The sequence below is a fragment of the Stenotrophomonas sp. BIGb0135 genome, from assembly GCF_024810105.1.
Taxonomy (GTDB): Bacteria; Pseudomonadota; Gammaproteobacteria; order Xanthomonadales; family Xanthomonadaceae; genus Stenotrophomonas; species Stenotrophomonas maltophilia_AB.
The window spans coordinates 63,401-81,501 of record NZ_JANUDX010000003.1; the positions used below are offsets into that span (position 1 = coordinate 63,401).

General features: G+C 67.4%; 15 protein-coding genes. 6 read left to right on the plus strand and 9 right to left on the minus strand.

The annotated features are described in order from the left end of the window. Positions 1-323 precede the first annotated feature (323 nt). Together infC and thrS are read right to left on the minus strand one after the other, a co-directional pair. Positions 324-863: a translation initiation factor IF-3 gene (infC, locus tag M2421_RS08110; RefSeq protein WP_172407481.1), complete on the minus strand. Its 540-nt coding sequence runs from the start codon at positions 861-863 to the stop codon at positions 324-326. A 48-nt stretch (positions 864-911) separates the two neighbouring features. Further along, the gene (gene thrS, locus M2421_RS08115; protein WP_259205415.1) at positions 912-2,816 is read right to left on the minus strand and encodes a threonine--tRNA ligase; all 1,905 of its coding nucleotides are present in this window, start codon (positions 2,814-2,816) and stop codon (positions 912-914) included. Between the two features lie 397 nt (positions 2,817-3,213). Here thrS and M2421_RS08120 point away from each other — a divergent pair, with 397 nt between their 5' ends. The 4 genes from M2421_RS08120 to M2421_RS08135 all read left to right on the plus strand — a co-directional run bounded on the left by M2421_RS08120 (position 3,214) and on the right by M2421_RS08135 (position 6,532). Then, positions 3,214-3,513: a hypothetical protein gene (locus M2421_RS08120; protein ID WP_310439722.1), complete on the plus strand. Its 300-nt coding sequence runs from the start codon at positions 3,214-3,216 to the stop codon at positions 3,511-3,513. After that, positions 3,513-3,776 (plus strand): DUF4175 domain-containing protein, encoded by a 264-nt coding sequence (locus M2421_RS08125; protein ID WP_259205418.1) that lies wholly within the window; start codon positions 3,513-3,515, stop codon positions 3,774-3,776. Before M2421_RS08120 ends, M2421_RS08125 begins: the two co-directional genes overlap by 1 nt. A gap of 10 nt (positions 3,777-3,786) precedes the next feature. Continuing rightward, positions 3,787-5,370: a PepSY-associated TM helix domain-containing protein gene (locus M2421_RS08130; RefSeq protein WP_259205423.1), complete on the plus strand. Its 1,584-nt coding sequence runs from the start codon at positions 3,787-3,789 to the stop codon at positions 5,368-5,370. 85 nt (positions 5,371-5,455) lie between these two features. Further along, the gene (locus tag M2421_RS08135; RefSeq protein ID WP_259205427.1) at positions 5,456-6,532 is read left to right on the plus strand and encodes a serine hydrolase; all 1,077 of its coding nucleotides are present in this window, start codon (positions 5,456-5,458) and stop codon (positions 6,530-6,532) included. Here the strand turns inward: M2421_RS08135 and M2421_RS08140 are convergent. Next, entirely contained in the window at positions 6,501-8,072 is a 1,572-nt protein-coding gene (locus M2421_RS08140) for a winged helix-turn-helix transcriptional regulator (protein WP_259205430.1), read from the minus strand. The genes M2421_RS08135 and M2421_RS08140 overlap by 32 nt on opposite strands. 142 nt (positions 8,073-8,214) lie before the next feature. On the opposite strand from M2421_RS08140, the gene M2421_RS08145 reads away from it, so the two are divergent. Continuing rightward, entirely contained in the window at positions 8,215-8,598 is a 384-nt protein-coding gene (locus M2421_RS08145) for a VOC family protein (RefSeq protein ID WP_259206508.1), read from the plus strand. On the opposite strand, the gene M2421_RS08150 is transcribed toward M2421_RS08145, so the two are convergent. After that, positions 8,595-9,770 carry a glycoside hydrolase family 18 protein gene (locus tag M2421_RS08150; protein WP_259205431.1) on the minus strand — a complete coding sequence of 392 codons (1,176 nt, stop codon included), beginning with the start codon at positions 9,768-9,770 and terminating at the stop codon, positions 8,595-8,597. The two genes, M2421_RS08145 and M2421_RS08150, sit on opposite strands and share 4 nt — an antisense overlap. 251 nt (positions 9,771-10,021) lie before the next feature. Here M2421_RS08150 and M2421_RS08155 point away from each other — a divergent pair, with 251 nt between their 5' ends. After that, positions 10,022-11,044 (plus strand): hypothetical protein, encoded by a 1,023-nt coding sequence (locus tag M2421_RS08155; protein WP_259205433.1) that lies wholly within the window; start codon positions 10,022-10,024, stop codon positions 11,042-11,044. Positions 11,045-11,155: 111 nt separating this feature from the next. On the opposite strand, the gene pnp is transcribed toward M2421_RS08155, so the two are convergent. From pnp to infB, 5 genes are all read right to left on the minus strand, one after another. Continuing rightward, a complete protein-coding gene (gene pnp / locus M2421_RS08160) occupies positions 11,156-13,264 on the minus strand; it encodes a polyribonucleotide nucleotidyltransferase (protein ID WP_259205453.1) in 2,109 nt (702 codons plus the stop codon). Between the two features lie 150 nt (positions 13,265-13,414). Then, positions 13,415-13,675: a 30S ribosomal protein S15 gene (rpsO, locus tag M2421_RS08165; protein ID WP_038687260.1), complete on the minus strand. Its 261-nt coding sequence runs from the start codon at positions 13,673-13,675 to the stop codon at positions 13,415-13,417. A 174-nt stretch (positions 13,676-13,849) separates the two neighbouring features. Then, positions 13,850-14,761 carry a tRNA pseudouridine(55) synthase TruB gene (gene truB / locus M2421_RS08170; RefSeq protein ID WP_259205467.1) on the minus strand — a complete coding sequence of 304 codons (912 nt, stop codon included), beginning with the start codon at positions 14,759-14,761 and terminating at the stop codon, positions 13,850-13,852. Between the two features lie 119 nt (positions 14,762-14,880). Beyond that, a complete protein-coding gene (gene rbfA, locus M2421_RS08175; protein WP_259205468.1) occupies positions 14,881-15,303 on the minus strand; it encodes a 30S ribosome-binding factor RbfA in 423 nt (140 codons plus the stop codon). 78 nt (positions 15,304-15,381) lie between these two features. Then, the gene (gene infB / locus M2421_RS08180) at positions 15,382-18,021 is read right to left on the minus strand and encodes a translation initiation factor IF-2 (protein WP_259205476.1); all 2,640 of its coding nucleotides are present in this window, start codon (positions 18,019-18,021) and stop codon (positions 15,382-15,384) included. Positions 18,022-18,101 lie beyond the last annotated feature (80 nt).

Here is an 18,101-nt window from a genome sequence, read left to right on the forward strand (position 1 = left end):
TTGCCATTGAAACAGCGTGCCTTTATGGGGCGGGAAACCGTTCAAAACAGCACCCCCGCAAAACGGGGCCGCCCATTATGCCCGTGAAGCCGGGCAGTTGCAAACGCTTGATTGGGCGGCGGTTTGCCGGCGCCGGCAGGCGTGGAACGCCGACCGTACAGGCCGCAGGGGGAGTGCGACCACGGCAAACGGCAGCAGGCGCCTGAAAAGGCGCCCCTGCCTTGTGACGCGAATCTGAAGCACACGACGCCGGCGGCGCCGGCAGCCGGGCATGGCCCGGCGCTGCGCCCGCCCCGCCCGTTCGGGCCGGGGCCGAGGGTCGGTTACTTCTTCTTCGGCGCGATCATCATCACCATCTGCCGGCCTTCGAGGCGCGGACGGGACTCGATCACGATGTCCTCGCCCAGATCACCCTCGATCCGGTTGGCCATCTCGCGACCCAGTTCCTGATGGCTCATTTCACGGCCACGGAAGCGGATGTTGACCTTGATCTTGTCGCCCTCTTCCAGGAAACCGCGCATCTTGCGCAGCTTGATCTGGTAGTCGCCTTCATCGGTGACCGGGCGGAACTTCACTTCCTTGATCTCGACCTGCTTGGTCTTCTTCTTGGCCTCGTTGGCCTTCTTCTGCGCTTCGAACTTGAACTTGCCGAAGTCCATGATCTTGCACACCGGCGGATCAGCCTGCGGCTGAATCTCGACCAGGTCCAGACCTTCGTCTTCGGCCATCGACAGCGCTTCGTCACGCGTCAACACGCCAATCATTTCTCCGTCACTGCCGATCACGCGGACGCGCGGCACCCGGATTTCCTGATTCTTGCGGTTCTGTTTGTTGTCAGGGGTACTGATATTGCAATCTCCCAGAGGAATCAAACCGGCCCAGAGCGGATCATCCGCAGGGCCGGGACTTTCTTACACGGACTGTTCTGCCTGCAACCGCTCGATGAAGGCCTGGACGGACATGCTGCCCAGATCTTCGCCCGAGCGCGTACGCACGGCCACGGCGCCATTTTCCTTCTCACGGTCGCCGACCACCAGCAGGTACGGGACCCGCTGCAGCGTATGCTCGCGAATCTTATATCCGATCTTCTCGTTGCGCAAATCGGCATTTACCCGGAAGCCTTGATCTGCAAGGGTTTTCCGGACTTCGTTCACGTATTCAGCCTGCGCATCGGTGATATTGGCCACCACCACCTGGGTCGGAGCCAGCCAGGACGGGAAGGACCCGGCGTGGTGCTCGATCAGGATGCCGATGAAACGCTCCATCGAGCCGACGATGGCCCGGTGCAGCATGACCGGGTGCTTCTTCTGGCTGTTTTCGTCCACGTACTCGGCGCCGAGGCGGCCGGGCATCATGAAGTCGACCTGCATCGTGCCCAGCTGCCAGGTACGGCCGATGGCGTCCTTGAGGTGGTACTCGATCTTCGGGCCATAGAAGGCGCCCTCGCCCGGCAGCTCCTGCCATTCCACGCCACAGCTGCCCAGCGCCGAGCGCAGCGCGCCCTCGGCCTTGTCCCAGGTGGCGTCATCGCCGAGGCGCTTTTCCGGGCGCAGCGCGATCTTGATCTGGATGTCCTCGAAGCCGAAGGTCGTGTAGACCGCCAGCGCCTGCTGGTGGAAAGCGGTCACTTCGGCCTCGATCTGCGACTCGGTGCAGAACACATGGCCGTCGTCCTGGGTGAAGCCGCGCACGCGCAGGATGCCGTGCAGCGCGCCGGACGGCTCGTTGCGGTGGCACGAACCGAATTCGCCATAGCGGATCGGCAGATCGCGGTAGCTGTGCAGGCCCTGGTTGAACACCTGGATGTGGCCCGGGCAGTTCATCGGCTTGACCGCGTAGGTGCGCTTCTCCGACTCGGTGAAGAACATGTTTTCCTGGTAGTTGTCCCAGTGGCCGGACTTCTGCCACAGCGACACGTCCAGGATCTGCGGGCAGCGCACCTCGCCGTAACCGCTGTCACGGTAGACGCGGCGCATGTGCTGCTCGACCACCTGCCACAGCGCCCAGCCCTTCGGGTGCCAGAACACCAGGCCCGGGGCCTCTTCCTGCAGGTGGAACAGCTCCTGCTGCTTGCCGATGCGGCGGTGGTCGCGCATTTCGGCTTCTTCGATGCGCTTGATGTAGGCCTCGAGCTGCTTCTTGTCGGCCCAGGCGGTGCCGTAGATGCGCTGCAGCTGCTCGTTCTTGGCATCACCGCGCCAGTACGCGCCGGAAATGCGGGTCAGCTTGAAGGCCTTCAGGAAGCGCGTGTTGGGCACGTGCGGGCCGCGGCACATGTCCACGTATTCCTGGTGGTAATACATGCCCATGGCCTGGATGTCCGGGGACATGTCCTCGATCAGGCGCAGCTTGTAGTCTTCGCCACGCGCCTTGAAGATCTCGATGACCTCCGCGCGCGGGGTGACCTTCTTGATGACGTCGTAGTCCTGCGCGATCAGCTCGCCCATGCGCTTCTCGATGGCGGCCATGTCCTCGGGCGTGAACGGACGCTCGGAGTAGATGTCGTAGTAGAAGCCTTCGGCGATGACCGGGCCGATCACCATCTTGACGTCCGGGTACAGCTGCTTGACCGCATGGCCGACCAGGTGGGCGCTGGAGTGGCGGATGATCTCCACGCCCTCCTCGTCCTTGGCGGTGATGATGCGCAGGCGGGCATCACGGTCGATCACGTCGCTGGCATCGACCAGCACGCCATCCACCGAACCGGCGATGGTGGCCTTGGCCAGGCCGGCGCCGATCGACTGGGCGACGTCCATGACACTGACGGGGTGTTCGAATTCACGGCGGCTGCCGTCGGGGAGCGTGATCGCGATCATGACTGGGCTTTTTCTGGTGGGCCTGCAGCGCAGGCCGGGGAGACGAATGCGGGAAGGTGGGCAATGGCGACAGGCGGGCCGGCCATAAAAAAAGCGCCACGAAGGCGCCTGCAAGGGGCCGTCGGGAGCGTTCAGCGGTGGGCGATGGTAGTGCTCATGTCGCACGCTGGACCGGCGCTGGGCGCGGGCCACCTTGTTGCCTGAAGGGTGTTGCCGTCGATCTTAAACCAAGCCCGGTTTTTTTGCTGCCATCGGCACGCCCGGCCTGCATCTGAACGGGGCCGTGTGGCAGACCAAAACCGCAATGATTACCATGCGCAGCACGCCGTGCGACGCCCGGCGGAGCTTTCTCCCAAGGACCTGCGATGGTTTCCGCCTTGCCTTCGATGTGCGCCCCGTGCTGAACGGCGCGACCCTGGCCCTGCTGTACTGCGGCGTCGCCGGCGCCGCGTCGGCGTTCTCGGCGCTGGCCTTCTATGCCGCCTCGCCCCATTGCCGCTGGCCGCGGCTGCGCCGTGCCGGGCGCCTGGGCCGGCAGATCGGGCTGGTCGCGGCGGCAACCTCGCTATGGCTGTGGATGGGCCAGCTCGGCCTGGCCACCGGGCTGTGCGTGACCCTCGCCGGGTGGATGCTGACCGCGCTGGTGCTGCCCTACCTGGCCGCCTGGACGCGCCCCGAACGTGAGGCGCGGCGCTGATGTGGGCACGTGCAATGGCCGGCCTGCTGGCCGGTTTCTTCCTCGCCGCGGCGGTCACCGGGCTGCTCGCCTGGCTGCCGCCGGGGCCATGGCAGTCGGCGATCGTGCCGAGCCTGATTGCCTTCATCCCGGCGTGGATGCTGGCCGCGCTCTGGGCCTTCGCCTTCCGTACCGGGCTGCGCGCCTGGACCTGGCTGGGCGGCAGTGCGCTGGCCGGCTTCGCGCTGCTGTGGCTGCTGCGCGCCAACCACTGGGTGCTGTGAGGGTGTCCCGATGAAGTTCAGTTCACTCACCCTGCGTACGTTCACCACCCTGCACACCTGGGTCGGCCTGGTCGCCGGCTTCGCGTTGTTCGTGGCGTTCTATGCCGGTGCGATCACCGTCTTCCACCACGACCTGCCGCTGTGGCAATCGCCGCACGCGATGGAGCAGCCGGCACAGACCCTGGAGGATGCGCAGCGGCTGCTGGACGGCGTGCTGGAACGGCACCCGGAGGCCCGCAGGCACATCGGCATGACCTTCCCCGGCGCCGAAACGCCGCAATCGGTGGCGTACTGGCAGGACGCCAGGGGCACCTGGCTGTTCGCCTGGGCCGACCAGTACGACGGCAGCCCCACCGCGCCGCAGGCCGGGTTGGCCGAACTGGTCAACGAACTGCATTACACCCTGGGCCTGCCGGTGGCCGGGATCTACCTGATGGGCGTGGTCAGCCTGCTGTACGGACTGGCCTTGCTGTCCGGGCTGGTGATCCACCTGCCCAAGCTGCTGGGCGACCTGTTCGCGCTGCGGCCCGGCCGCAACCTCAAGCAGATGTGGCAGGACGCGCACAACGTGATCGGCGTGCTGAGCCTGCCCTTCCACCTGTTGTTCGCGGTGACCGGCGCGCTGTTGTGCCTGGTGTTCCTGCAGATGGCCGCGCTCAATCCGCTGATCTACGACGGCAAGCTGCTGGCCGCACTGCCTGCGGCGATGGACACCGCCCCGATCCGCGCCGCCGCCGGCCAACCGGTGCGCCCAGGCAGCCTGGCGATGCTGCATGCGCGGGCGATCGCGGTGGCCAACGACCAGGGCCAGGCGCGTTTCGAGCCGGCCTACCTGAAACTGGCCAATGCCGGCGATGCCAATGCCGTGATCGAGATCACCGGCGATGGCGGCGTCTCGCTGGGGCCGCTGGGTGCGGTGGCCATGGATGCCAATACCGGGCAGGTGCTGCACACCCAGCTGCCGGGCCGGCGCGATGCCAACCACGCCACCCTCGCCGCGGCCTATGCACTGCATTTCGGCGAGTACGGCAACGGGCTGGTGCCCTGGCTGTACTTCGCGCTGGGGCTGGGCGGCGCGTTCCTGTTCTACTCGGGCAACCTGCTGTGGATCGAGTCGCGGCGCAAGCGTCGCCAGCAGGAGCAGGGACGCGCGCAGGTCAACATGGCGCGGGCCACCGTGGGGGTCTGCATCGGCCTGTGCGTGGCGGTGTCGGCGGCCTTCGTCAGCGTGCAGTTGCTGGAGCACCTGGCCCCGGCCCAGGCCGACGCCGGCATGCGCTGGACCTGTTTCCTGGTCTGGGGCGGCTGCGCCCTGTGGGCCGCGCTGCGTGCGCCGTGGCAGGCTGCACGCGAGCTGCTGTGGGCGGCGGCGATCGTCACCGCGCTGATCCCGCTGGTGCATGGGGGGATGAGCGGGCTGTGGCTGTGGACCAGCGCGCAGCGCGGCTACTGGCCGCTGTTCTGGGTGGACGGGGTCGCCCTGGCGATGGCGATCGGCTTCGCGGCGATGGCACGGGCCAGCAGCCGGCGCGCACTGCATGGCGAGCCGAACAGCGTGTGGTCGCGTCCGCGCCCCGGCAATGCCTTGTCCTGACAGGGCTTCAGAAACCTTCAGGCGTTCTTCCAGCACTTCAGCCGTGCCCATGGCCTAGTCGGGTTCCACCTCGAGGAGCCTGACCATGCACACCCGTCCCCACCGCTGCGCCGCCCTGATCCTGTCATTGGCCGCCTGCCTGCCGCTGCCCGGCCGGGCAGCCCCCGCCACGCCCGACCCGGCCCGACTGGCCGCGCTGGAGGCGGCGATCGCCGGCAAGGACATCCAGGACGTCACCAGCGTGCTGCTGATGGTGGACGGGCAGGTCGCCTACGAGCACTACTTCAACGGCGCCGGCCCCGAAACCCTGCATGACGTGCGCTCGGCCAGTAAAAGCGTCACCGCGATGCTGGTGGGCGCGGCCATCGGCGATGGCCACCTGCCCGGGGTGAAGGCCCGCGTTTACGACTACTTCCCCGCGTTCACCGCCACCCACCCGGTCGACCCGCGCCTGCGCGCCACCACCCTCGAGGACCTGCTCACCATGAGCAGCCTGTGGGAGTGCGATGACGAGAATGCGTTCTCGGCCGGCAACGAAGAGCGCATGTACGTCACCGAACGCTGGCTGGACTTCGCCCTGGCGCTGCCGGTGAAGGGGTTCGCACCGTGGATGACGCGCCCGCAGGACAGCCCGCATGGCCGCGCCCATGCCTACTGCACCGCCAATGCGTTCGTGCTCGGCGCGGTGCTGGAGCGCGCCACCAGGATGCCCCTGGCCGACTACGCCGCACAGGCGCTGGAGCGCCCGCTGGGGATCCGCGCCAGCCACTGGAACCGCTCCCCGGAAGGCATCGGCATGGGCGGTGGCGGCACGCGCTACCGCAGCCGCGACCTGGCGCGTCTGGGTGAGCTGGTGTTGGCCGACGGCCGCTGGCAGGGCAAGGCACTGCTTCCGCCCGGCTACGTGGCGGCGATGGTCAGCGCGCAGGCCCGCGCCGGGGATGGCAGCGACTACGGGTACCAGTGGTGGGGCCTGAAGCTGCCGGTGGACGGTCGCGAAACCACGGTGTGGGCGATGTCCGGCAATGGCGGCAACTACGTGTTCGTGATCCCGGCGCGGAAGCTGGTGGCCGTGGTCACCAGCCGTGCGTACAACCGCAACTACGCCCATCCGCAGTCGCGGCGGATCCTCACCGAGTTCCTGTTGCCGGCCCTGCACTGAGCCCGTCGAGATCGTCTGGCCGCCAGGCGGCGGCCAGCACCCGCGCCCGCTGCGCGGCCACGTCGGTCTCGATGCGAGCCAACAGCGGCGTCCACCCCGGCGCAGCGTGCAGCGCAGTGAACAAAGGCGTCGCCCGCAACCAGGCGGCGTCGCGGAAACCAGCGTCCACGGCGCGCTGCAGGTCGTCCACGGCCGCATCGGCATCGCCCTGGGCCTGGTGCAACAGGGCGCGCTCGATGGCGGCGTCCGCCCAGCCATCGCCGGCCTCGCCCTGCAGCGCCGCCAGCCGCCCGGCCACCCAGTCGGGGGTCGCCGGCGCGTTGCCATACAGGCCCGCAAGGGTCTGCCCCAGCGTCTGCTGCGGACGCAGTTGCCGGCTCCGTTCAAACGCCTGCGCCGCCCCCGCCACATCCCCCTGCAGCAACCGCAGCTCGCCCTGCAGGCGGTACAACTGCGGGTGCGGGGTGCCGCGGGCCAGCGCCTGCTGCAGCGCCTCGTCTGCCCTGCCCGCCTCGCCCCTGAGCAGCAGGCTGCGCGGCCAGGCGATGTTGGCGAACACATTGTCGGGAAACAACTGGAAGCTGCGTTCGTGGCGATGTGCCGCAGCGTCGGTGAACCCGAGCAGTTCCAGTTCACGCGCGACCTGCACCTCACGGAAGCGCACGCGCTCGGGGGCGCGCAACGCCAGGTTGGCCTGCAGCGCCTGCACCAGCTGGCCCTGTTCCTGCTGCAGGTACGCCAACGAGGCGCGCGTGCGCTCATCGTCCGGGTCCAACGCGACTGCGCGCTGGTAATCGGCCATCGCGCGCGGCATCGATCCGAGGCAGTCATGGGCGTACCCCCGCGCGGCGAATGCGGCCGCATCGTCGGGTGCGGCACGCAGTACCCGGTCCGCTTCGAGCAATGCCTGCTGCGCCTGCTCGGCGGGGCCATTGAACAGGCAGGTATCGGCCGCGAGCGCACGCGCCAGCCCGCGTCGCGCGGCGGGCAGGTCCGGGTCGATCTGCAGGGCTTGCCGATACAGCGCGATGGCGCGCGTGTTGTTGCTGGCCTGGCCGATCCCGGCGTAGTGGTCGGCACGCTGCAGCAGCGGCTCCGCCGGCGAGCGCGGGCCGGCGCCGGGCCAGGCCATGACCGCCGTGACCACCACCACGACGGCGGCACTGGCGGCCGCGCCGACGGCCCACCAGCGCCTGCGCGGGACCGGATGGCCCGCTACGACGCGCGCGACCGGCTGCAACGGCGCGCACAACTGGTAGCCGCGGCCACGCACCGAGCGGACGTAGCGCGGCTGGCGACTGTCATCGCCGAGGGCCTGGCGGAGCAGCTTCACCCGCTGGCTGATGGCGTCTTCGCCGACCACCGCCGGGGCCCAGACCTGCTCGGCGAGGGTATCGAAGGTCGCCACGTCGGTGCCGTGGGCCAGCAGGCAATCGAGCAGCCGCCAACTGAGGCCGCTGACCGGCAACAGCGCATCGCCACGCCGCACCTCCTGCGCGGTGCGGTCGATGTCCAGGTCCAGCAGGCGCACGGTTTCCATGCGGCCAAGCATAGGGCACCGCCGACCCGCCACACAGGTGCCGTGGGTGTCCCGACAGGCAGCGTGCCATCGCTCACCGCGCGCTGGCGGCGGCGGGCGTAACGTACTGGTTTCCCTTGCACTGCGCACGACCATGACCGACCTGCACATCGACCGCCTCGACCACCTGGTTCTCACCGTCGCCGACATCGACGCCACGGCTGATTTCTACCAGCGCGTGCTGGGTATGCAGGTGGAGACCTTCGGTGCCGGGCGCACCGCGCTGCGATTCGGCCTGCAGAAGATCAACCTGCATGCCGCGGGGCGGGAATTCGAGCCCAAGGCGCTGAACCCCACGCCGGGGTCGGCGGACCTGTGCCTGGTCACCTACGCGACCATGGACGAGATCCTGGCCCACCTGCGCGCGCAGGGCGTGGCGATCGAGGACGGCCCGGTGCAGCGCACGGGCGCCACCGGCCCGATCCTGTCGGTGTACTTCCGCGACCCAGACGCCAACCTGATCGAGGTCTCGCACTACCTGGATTAAGGCTGGAACGGCCTGGCCATCGCGCGCAGCAGACTGCCCTCGGCATCGTCGCCGGTGAGCTCCCAGGTGAACACGCCCCGCAGCGCGGACGCCTTGGCAAACTCGGCGCGCACGCCAATCGAGGCGGGGTCTTCATAGCTGATGAAAATCCGCTCGGCCGCGTTGTACAGCCACGGCGCCTGCGCCACCGGGTGCCAATGCCGCTGCCAGCCGGGCTGGTCGAGGAAGTCGCTGCGGATGCGTCGCCAGTCGCCGGCATCGAACGGAGCGCTGTAGGGTTGGTACAGGCCATCGGCCGCGTGGGTGGTGACACGGAAACCGCGCCCGTAGAACGGCACGCCGAGCACCAGCTTGTCGGCTGGCACGCCGTGCTGCCGGTAGTACTGCACCGCGCCGGCGACGTTGTTCCAGCGCCGCTGCGCCGGGTCCAGCGGATCGGCGGGCACCTCGCGCAGCGGCGCGTTGAAAGTGGACACGCTGGAGAAGCCGGTGCCCATGTCGTAGCTCATCAGGTTGATGAAATCGAGCGTGCGGCCCAGTTCCTCCAGCGCATAGCTGCGCGCCGGATCGTAGGGGCCATCGGTCTGCACGCGGCCGGCCGGCAGCGCGGCGGTCAGCAGCAGGTGGGCGTGGCGCGCCTTGCCGACCACGTCCAACTGACGGCGGAACTCCTGCACCAGCAGGGTCATGTTGCGGCGGTCCTGCGGGCGGTCGGTGATCCCGGTCGGGCCGCCGTACACCGGGAATTCCCAGTCGATGTCCACGCCATCGAAACTGCCGCGGTGCTGCTCGAAGAACAGCGTCACGCAGGAAGCCACGAAGCGTTGGCGACGCTCGGCGGTGAGCGCGGCATCGGAGAAGCCGCCGGCATTCCAGCCGCCGATCGAGATCAGCGTGTGCAGGCGCGGGTGTGTGCGCTTGAGCGCAGCCAGTGCCTGGAAGTGCCCGGCGGCCTGCGCATCCACGACGCAGCGCCCGTCGTCGATCGTGGCGAACGCGTAGAACAGGTGGGTCAGGGTGTCAGCGGGGATGCTGGCCACCGGGTAGCGTTCGGCCGAGCCACCCGGGTAGTAGGCGCCGATCACCCTGGGCAACGGTTCGGCGGCGGCCGCAACCCGCGGCATGAGGCCGGCCATCAACACGGCAAGCACGGTCACGACAGGACGGAACATGGCCTCTCCTCGTTCAACGACAAGGCCACGTTAGCAGCTGGATCGATGCGCGACGACCGTCGCGCGCGCCTTTGGGCACCCTGTCCTGCCATCCCGTCCAGCGGACACCCCCGCCCCTCCCGCATGCGACATCGCCGCATCCAGGGACGCCATCCCGAGTCATGCGCCGTGTCGGGCGATGTCCGCTTGCGACGCCGCTGACGGCGCCTGCAACGCGGTAAGGTAAGCGCAGTTCTTCCTGCCCAGCGTACATGACCGCTCCGCATCACACACACGACATCGCCCCGGACAGCGACGCCCTCGCGGCCCTCGAAGCGCGCGCGTACGCCGCCTTCGACCAGGGCCAGCTGCAGCAGGCCAGCGCGCTGTTCGGCGAGCTGGCCGGGTACGCCCCGCACGTCGGCTACCTGCATTACATGCGCGGCCTGGCGCACAAGTACCTGCGCGATTGGCCAGCCTCGCTGCAGCACAACCTGCACGCGCAGGCGCTGCAGCCGCAGCTGGATGAGAGCGCGGCCTGGAACGCCGGCATCGCCGCCACCGCGCTCGGCGACTGGGCCGAGGCGCGCCGGCAGTGGGCGCACTGCGGCATCACTCTTCCCGAGGGCGATGGCCCGGTGGAACGCGACTTCGGGATGATCGGCGTCCGGCTCAACCCGTGGGGCGACGGCGAGACGGTGTTCGCCCGCCGCATCGATGTGGTGCGTGCACGCCTGTTGAACGTCCCACTGCCCGAATCCGGCCATCGCCTGTTCGACATCGTGCTGCACGATGGGGCCAAGACCGGCGAACGCGCGCTCGATGACGGCGTGGTGCCGGTGTTCAACGCGCTGCAGATCCTCGAGCGCTCGGATCACCGCACGTTCGTGGCGTTCATCCGCTGCCCGTCGGCCGACGACCTCGATACGCTGCAGGCGGCAGAACTGCCTGGCATCGGTTACGTGGAGGACTGGACCGCCTCGATCGTCCATCTGTGCCTGCGTTGCAGCTACGGCGTTGGCCACGTGCACGGGGATGGCGACAGTGCGCACGAGGACGATGCAGCCAGCAACGATGATTGGCAGATCGAACGCACGCTCGGCATCGGTGCACAGGGCAAGGCTGCGGTGGAGCGACTGCTCGCCGACTGGGTTGCCGCCGGGCCGGGGCGCGGCGTGGATGCGATCGAGTTCCCGGCCTGTGAGGAAACCGCGCCGGAAGACGGCACGGTGTGGTGGCGCGACGTTACCGACGGCCAGGACGAGGACGCAGGCGCGGACGACGCCGGCGCATAGCAGGCCAGGCGCCGGCAACCACGCACAAAAAAAGCGGGCCGAAGCCCGCTTTTTTTTTCGAAAGCGTGAGGGCCCAGGGCCCCCAGCTACCGGATGATCAGCGTGCGCCGATTACTCGGCAACAGCGCCTTCGCCTTCTTCGACGGCCTTCATGGACAGGCGGATACGGCCCTGCTTGTCCACTTCCAGCACCTTGACCTTGACCACGTCGCCTTCCTTCAGCTTGTCGCCGACCTTCTCGACGCGCTCGCTGGAGATCTGCGAGACGTGGACCAGACCGTCCTTGCCCGGCAGGATCGTGACGAACGCACCGAAGTCCATGATCTTGGCGACCTTGCCTTCGTAGATGCGGCCCGGCTCGACGTCCGAGGTGATCTGCTCGATGCGGGCCTTGGCCGCCTGCGCGGCGATGGCGTTGACCGAGGCGATGACGATGGTGCCGTCATCCTGGATGTCGATCTGGGTGCCGGTTTCCTTGGTGATGGCCTGGATGGTGGAACCACCCTTGCCGATCACTTCGCGGATCTTGTCCGGGTGGATCTTGATGGTCAGCAGGCGCGGCGCGTAGTCCGACAGCTCTTCGCGCGGGGCGGTCAGGCCGTGGGCCATTTCACCCAGGATGTGCAGACGGCCAGCCTTGGCCTGCTGCAGTGCCTGCTTCATGATCTCTTCGGTGATGCCTTCGATCTTGATGTCCATCTGCAGGGCGGAGATGCCCTCAGCGGTACCGGCGACCTTGAAGTCCATGTCGCCCAGGTGATCTTCGTCACCCAGGATGTCGGACAGGACGACGAAGCGCTCGCCTTCCTTGACCAGGCCCATGGCGATACCCGCCACCGGCGACTTGACCGGCACGCCGGCGTCCATCAGGGCCAGCGACGAACCGCAGACCGAGGCCATCGACGAGGAGCCGTTGGATTCGGTGATTTCCGAGACCACGCGGATGGTGTACGGGAAGGCTTCCAGCGACGGCATCACTGCCAGCACGCCGCGCTTGGCGAGGCGGCCGTGGCCGATTTCGCGACGCTTCGGGCCCATCATGCGGCCGGTCTCGCCCACCGAGTAGGGCGGGAAGTTGTAATGGAACAGGAAGTTGTCCTTGTACTCACCGGACACGGCGTCGATCACCTGACCATCGCGGGCGGTGCCCAGGGTGATGGTCACGATGGCCTGCGTTTCACCGCGGGTGAACAGCGAGGAACCGTGGGTACGCGGCAGGATGCCGGTCTTCACGGCGATCGGGCGGACGGTGTCCAGCGCACGGCCGTCGATGCGGACCTTGGTGTCCAGCACCGAGTTGCGCATGGTGCTGTATTCCAGCTCGCCGAATTCCTTCGACAGCTCGGCCGGGTTCCAGCCTTCGGCGGCCACGCGGCCAGCCAGCGACTCGACCACGTCCTTCTTGATCGCCGAGATGGCGTCACGGCGCTGCAGCTTGTCGCGCACCTGGAAGGCTTCGCCCAGGCGCGGGCCGATGGCTTCCTGCAGGGCGCTGATCAGCGCTTCGTTCTTGGCCGGGGCTTCCCAGGTGGACGGCTTGGTGCCGGCTTCCACGGTCAGCTCGTTGATCGCGTTGATGACCTTCTGCATTTCGCGGTGACCGAAGGTCACGGCGCCCAGCATCACGTCTTCGGACAGCAGCGCGGCTTCGGATTCCACCATCAGCACGGCGTTGGCGGTACCGGCCACGACCAGTTCCAGCTCCGAATCCTTCAGTTCGGTCACGGTCGGGTTGAGGATGTACTCACCGTTCTTGTAACCCACCTTGGCGGCGGCGATCGGACCCTTGAACGGGGTACCGGCCAGCGACAGCGCGGCCGAGGCACCGATCAGGGCAGCGATGTCACCATCGATATCCGGGTTCAGCGACATCACCGTGGCGATGATCTGCACTTCGTTCTTGTAGTCTTCCGGGAACAGCGGACGGATCGGGCGATCGATCAGGCGCGAAATCAGCGTCTCTTTTTCGGTCGCGCGGCCTTCGCGCTTGAAGAAGCCACCCGGGATACGGCCACCGGCGTAGAACTTCTCCTGGTAGTCACAGGTCAGGGGGAAGAAGTCCTGGCCCTCACGCGCGCTCTTGGCAGCCACGGCGGAGACCAGCAGCACGGTGTCGTCGAACTTGACGATGACGGCGCCACCGGCCTGACGGGCGATTTCGCCGGTTTCAAGCGTGACGGTGTGCTTGCCGTACTGGAAGGTTTTGGTGATTTTTGCCACGGGGGATGTCCTTGGGATGATGCTTTCTTCGAATGGACCGCGGGCGACCCTTGCCGCCGACGGGTGACCGGTTGTCCGGCCCAGGCGTTTGATGCGGTACGACCAAAACAAAACCGCGGCGCATTCCTGCGCCGCGGTGGGGGTTCGTGCTTAGCGACGCAGGCCGAGCTTTTCGATCAGGGCCTTGTAACGCGGAGCGTCTTTCTTCTTCAGGTAGTCGAGCAGGCTGCGGCGGCGGTTGACCATCTGCAGCAGACCGCGGCGGCTGTGGTGATCCTTCTTGTGGGTCTTGAAGTGGCCGGTCAGCAGTTCGATGCGGGCGGTCAGCAGGGCGACCTGGACTTCCGGGGAGCCGGTGTCAGCCGCGCTGCGCTTGTTGTCTTCAATGACCTTCTGGGTGTCGATCGACATTTCTATTTTCTCTTGGATGCGTGGCCCGCAGAAACGTCCCATTGACGTACCGCGCGACTCGCCGTGAACGAAAGGATGAACCCGCAGAACGCGGGGAGCCTGAAAAGGCCGCGAAATTGTAACGGTAGCGGCCGTCCGGGACAAGGACCGATGCCCCGGACAGCGGAGGCGCGGTCAGAAGTTGAAGCGGCGTTGCGGGGCCAGCAGGCCGGTCTCGTCAACCTGCCCCAGCCCCTGGATGGCCTCGTCCGGGCCATAGACCGCGACCACGCCCTGCGCCCAGTCAGCATTGCGCAGGCGCTGGCCCACGCAGAAGCGGCGTGCCTGTTCATCGTCCAGGGTGACCCGCGGATAGTCCGCCAGGCCCGCGCCCAGCGGCAACAGCAGGGCCTCCATGCCGGCCTCGTCGCCCTGGTCGGCCAGGGCGCGCAGGGTGTCCAGGGTCACCATCGGGGCGTCGCGGAACGGGTCGACCCACAACCGGCGCAGCCCGGCGATATGCGCACCGCACCCCAGGGTCTCGCCCAAGTCGCGGGCCAGGCTGCGGATGTACGTGCCTGAACCGCAGGTCACGCGCAGGCTCAGGCGACCCGGCTGCTGGTCCAGCACCTCGATGGCATGCACGTGCACCTCGCGCTCGGGCGCCTCGATGACATCCCCGCGTCGGGCCTTCACATACAGCGGTTCGCCGCCCTGCTTCAGCGCGGAGTAGATCGGTGCGCGCTGCAGGATGCGCCCCTTCAGCGGCGCCAACGCCGCCTCCAGCTCGGCCGCGCTGATCGCCGGGACCGGCCGCTCGCGCAGCACCGTGCCGTCCGAATCGTCGGTGTCGGTGGTCTGCCCCAGCACCACCTCGGCGTCATATGCCTTGGCCGAGCCCAGCAGCAGCCCGGCGATCTTGGTCGCCTCGCCGAAGCACAGGGGCAGCAGGCCGGTGGCGAGGGGGTCCAGGCTGCCGGTATGGCCGCCCTTCTCGGCGCGGTAAAGCCGCCGGGCGATCTGCAGCGCGGCGTTGGAGCTCATGCCGGTCGGCTTGTCGAGCAGCAGGATGCCGTCCAGGCGACGGAAATTGATTCGGGATGCCATGCCATGATTTCGATCGGCGCCATGTGGCGCTGCCGGCGTTCCCGGCGTTCGGCGATGCGGTCGCTTGTGGACCCGGGCATCGCCCCATAAGACAACAGCCCTTGCGGGCTGTTGGTCCATCAATCGGCGTTCTTTTCGCTCTCGTCCGCGTCGCCGTCCCCACCCTCGTCGGCCTGGCGGCTTTTCTCGGCCGCCACCGTATCGGGCAGGTCGCGCAGGATGTTGTCGATGCGCTCGCCGCGGTCCACCGAATCATCGTAGTGGAAGTGCAACTCGGGCACGTGGCGCAGCTTCATCGCCCGCGCCAGTTCCATGCGCAGGCCCCAGGCCAGTTCCTTCAGGCCCTTCATGGCTTCCACCGAACGCTCGGGCATCAGTGCCGTGACGAAGATCTTGGCATGGGCCATGTCACGGGTGATTTCCACGTCGGAGACGCTCACCGAAGGCAAGCCGTGTTCACGCACCGCGTTGTGCACGAGCGTTCCCAGTTCACGGCGGATCTGGGCGGAAACACGGTCGGTTCGATGGAAGGTCTTTGGCACGGTAGGCAGACTCGTCTTGAAAGATGATGCGGATAAGCGGAAAGAGCCGGACCGCGCGCGGCGGTCCGGCCTGGAACATTACAGCGTGCGCGGCACTTCGATACGCTCGAAGCACTCGATCTGGTCGCCCGGCTTGACGTCGTTGTAAGCCTTCACGCCGATACCGCATTCGGTACCGTTGCGGACTTCCTCGACGTTCTCCTTGAAGCGACGCAGCGATTCCAGCTCGCCTTCGAACACCACCACGCTGTCGCGCAGGACGCGGATCGGCTTGCTGCGCTTGACCGTACCTTCGATGATCATGCAGCCAGCGACCGCACCGAACTTCGAGCTGCGGAACACGTCGCGAACCTGCGCGATACCGATGATCTCTTCGCGGATTTCCACGCCGAGCAGACCGGACGCCACCTGCTTCACCTGGTCGATCACGTCATAGATGATCGAGAAGTAACGCAGGTCCACGCCGTTGGATTCAATGATGCGACGGGCCGAGGCATCCGCACGCACGTTGAAGCCGATCACGGTGGCCTTGGAGGCAACCGCCGAATTGGCGTCCGACTCGGTGATGCCGCCCACGCCGGAGTGGATCACGTTGATGCGGATGTCTTCGTTGGACAGCGCGACCAGGGCCTGGCTCAGTGCCTGCACCGAACCCTGCACGTCGGCCTTGATCACCAGGTTCAGCACCTGCTGGCCGTCGCCCTTGCCCAGGGTCGCCATGATGTCTTCCATGCGGCTGCCGGCCGACTGCACCAGGCGCGATTCGCGGCGCTTGGTTTCGCGCTGCTGCGCGACGTCCTTGGCCAGGCGCTCGTCTTCCACCACCACGAAGTCATCGCCGGCATCCGGCACGCCGGACAGACCCAGCACCTGCACCGGAATCGACGGGCCAGCCTGGTCGGGCTGCTTGCCGGTTTCGTCGAACAGGGCGCGCACGCGGCCGTACTGGATGCCGCAGACCAGGTAATCGCCCTTCTTCAGCGAACCCTGCTGCACCAGCACGGTGGCGATCGGGCCACGGCCCTTGTCCAGCGAGGATTCGATGACCACGCCGCTGGCGCGGCCGTCGGCCACGGCCTTCAGCTCGAGCAGTTCGGCCTGGATGGAAATCGCATCCAGCAGGTCGTCGATGCCCAGGCCAGCCTTGGCCGAGATCTCGACCATCTGGGTGTCGCCACCGAAGTCTTCGGACACGACCTGCTCGGTGAGCAGTTCGTTCTTGACCCGCATCGGATCGGCGCCGGACTTGTCGATCTTGTTGATCGCCACGATCAGCGGCACACCCGCCGAACGGGCGTGCTGGATGGCTTCCTTGGTCTGCGGCATGACGCCGTCATCGGCTGCCACCACCAGCACCACGATGTCGGTCAGCTTGGCACCGCGGGCACGCATGGACGTAAACGCCGCGTGGCCCGGGGTATCCAGGAAGCTGATCACGCCCTTCGGCGTTTCAACGTGGTACGCACCGATGTGCTGGGTGATGCCACCGGCTTCGCCCGTGGCGACCTTGGTGCGGCGGATGTAATCCAGCAGCGAGGTCTTGCCGTGGTCGACGTGGCCCATGATGGTGACCACCGGCGGACGTGCCACCGGCTCGCCCTGGTTGCCACCGGCCAGCGCCAGCAGCGCGTCTTCGGCGTCGTTGGTGTTGGCACGGATCACGTTGTGGCCGAGTTCTTCGGTCACCAGCGCGGCGGTGTCGTGGTCGATGGTCTGGGTGATGGTCGCCATGACGCCCATCTTGAACAGCGCCTTGACCACATCGCCGCCCTTGACGGCCAGCTTCTGGGCCAGATCGGCGACGGTGATGGTGTCGCCGATGGTGACGTCACGCACGATCGGTGCGACCGGACGTTCGAAGCCATGGGCACCACCGCCACTGCGCGACTGGTTGCTGTCACGGCGGCTGCCGTGCTGCACGCGCCCGGTCGGACGACCGCGCGAGTTGCTGTTGTTGCCGCGACGGGCGCGATCGGCGGCCGACAGGTGCAGCTGACCGGCGAAGCGGTTGCCACCCTCGTCGTCGCGCTTGGCGCCCGGACGGTTGTTGTTGTTGTTCGCGCTGCGGTCATCCGAACGCGGCGCCGGACGGGCCGACGACGGCGCCGGCGGACGCGCGGCACGGGCCGGGGCGTCTGCGGCAGCGGCCGGCTTGGCGGCGACCGGGGCCGGCGGCGCATTGCGGGCGGCTTCGGCGGCGGCCTCGGCAGCCTTGCGCTCGGCTTCGGCACGCTCCTTGGCGTCTACCTCTTCCTGGCGCTTGCGTGCGATTTCCTCGTCACGCGCACGGTCCTTCTCGGCCAGTGCGCGCTGCTCGTCCAGATTGCGCTGGCGGGATTCCTCCAGCTTGCGCAGGATGTCGGCGCGCTCCTCATCCGCGGTCATCGGCTTGCCGCTGGCGTCCTTCATGTAGGTACGCTTCTGGCGCACTTCCACGTTGACGGTGGTCTTGCTGCGGCCGGCGCTGACGGTCACTTCCTGCAACTTGCGACGGTTGAGGGTGATCTTCTTGGCGGCCTCGTCGGTGCTCTCGGCGGGCTGCTCGGTCTTGCCGTGCGAGCGACGGAGGAAGCCCAGGAGCTTCACCTTCTCGGTACTGGTCACGACCTGGTCGGGACCGCTGAACTTCATGCCGGCTTCGGCAAGTTGTACGAGCAGTTTATCGACCGGCGTATTGACCAGTTCGGCAAGCTTGCGGATGGTGGTTTGCTGCGACATTCGGATCCTATGATCTGGTTGGCGCTCCCTCGAAACGTGCGAAGGCAGCGCGGAGTCTAAGCCCTGAGCGGGTCAGGGCA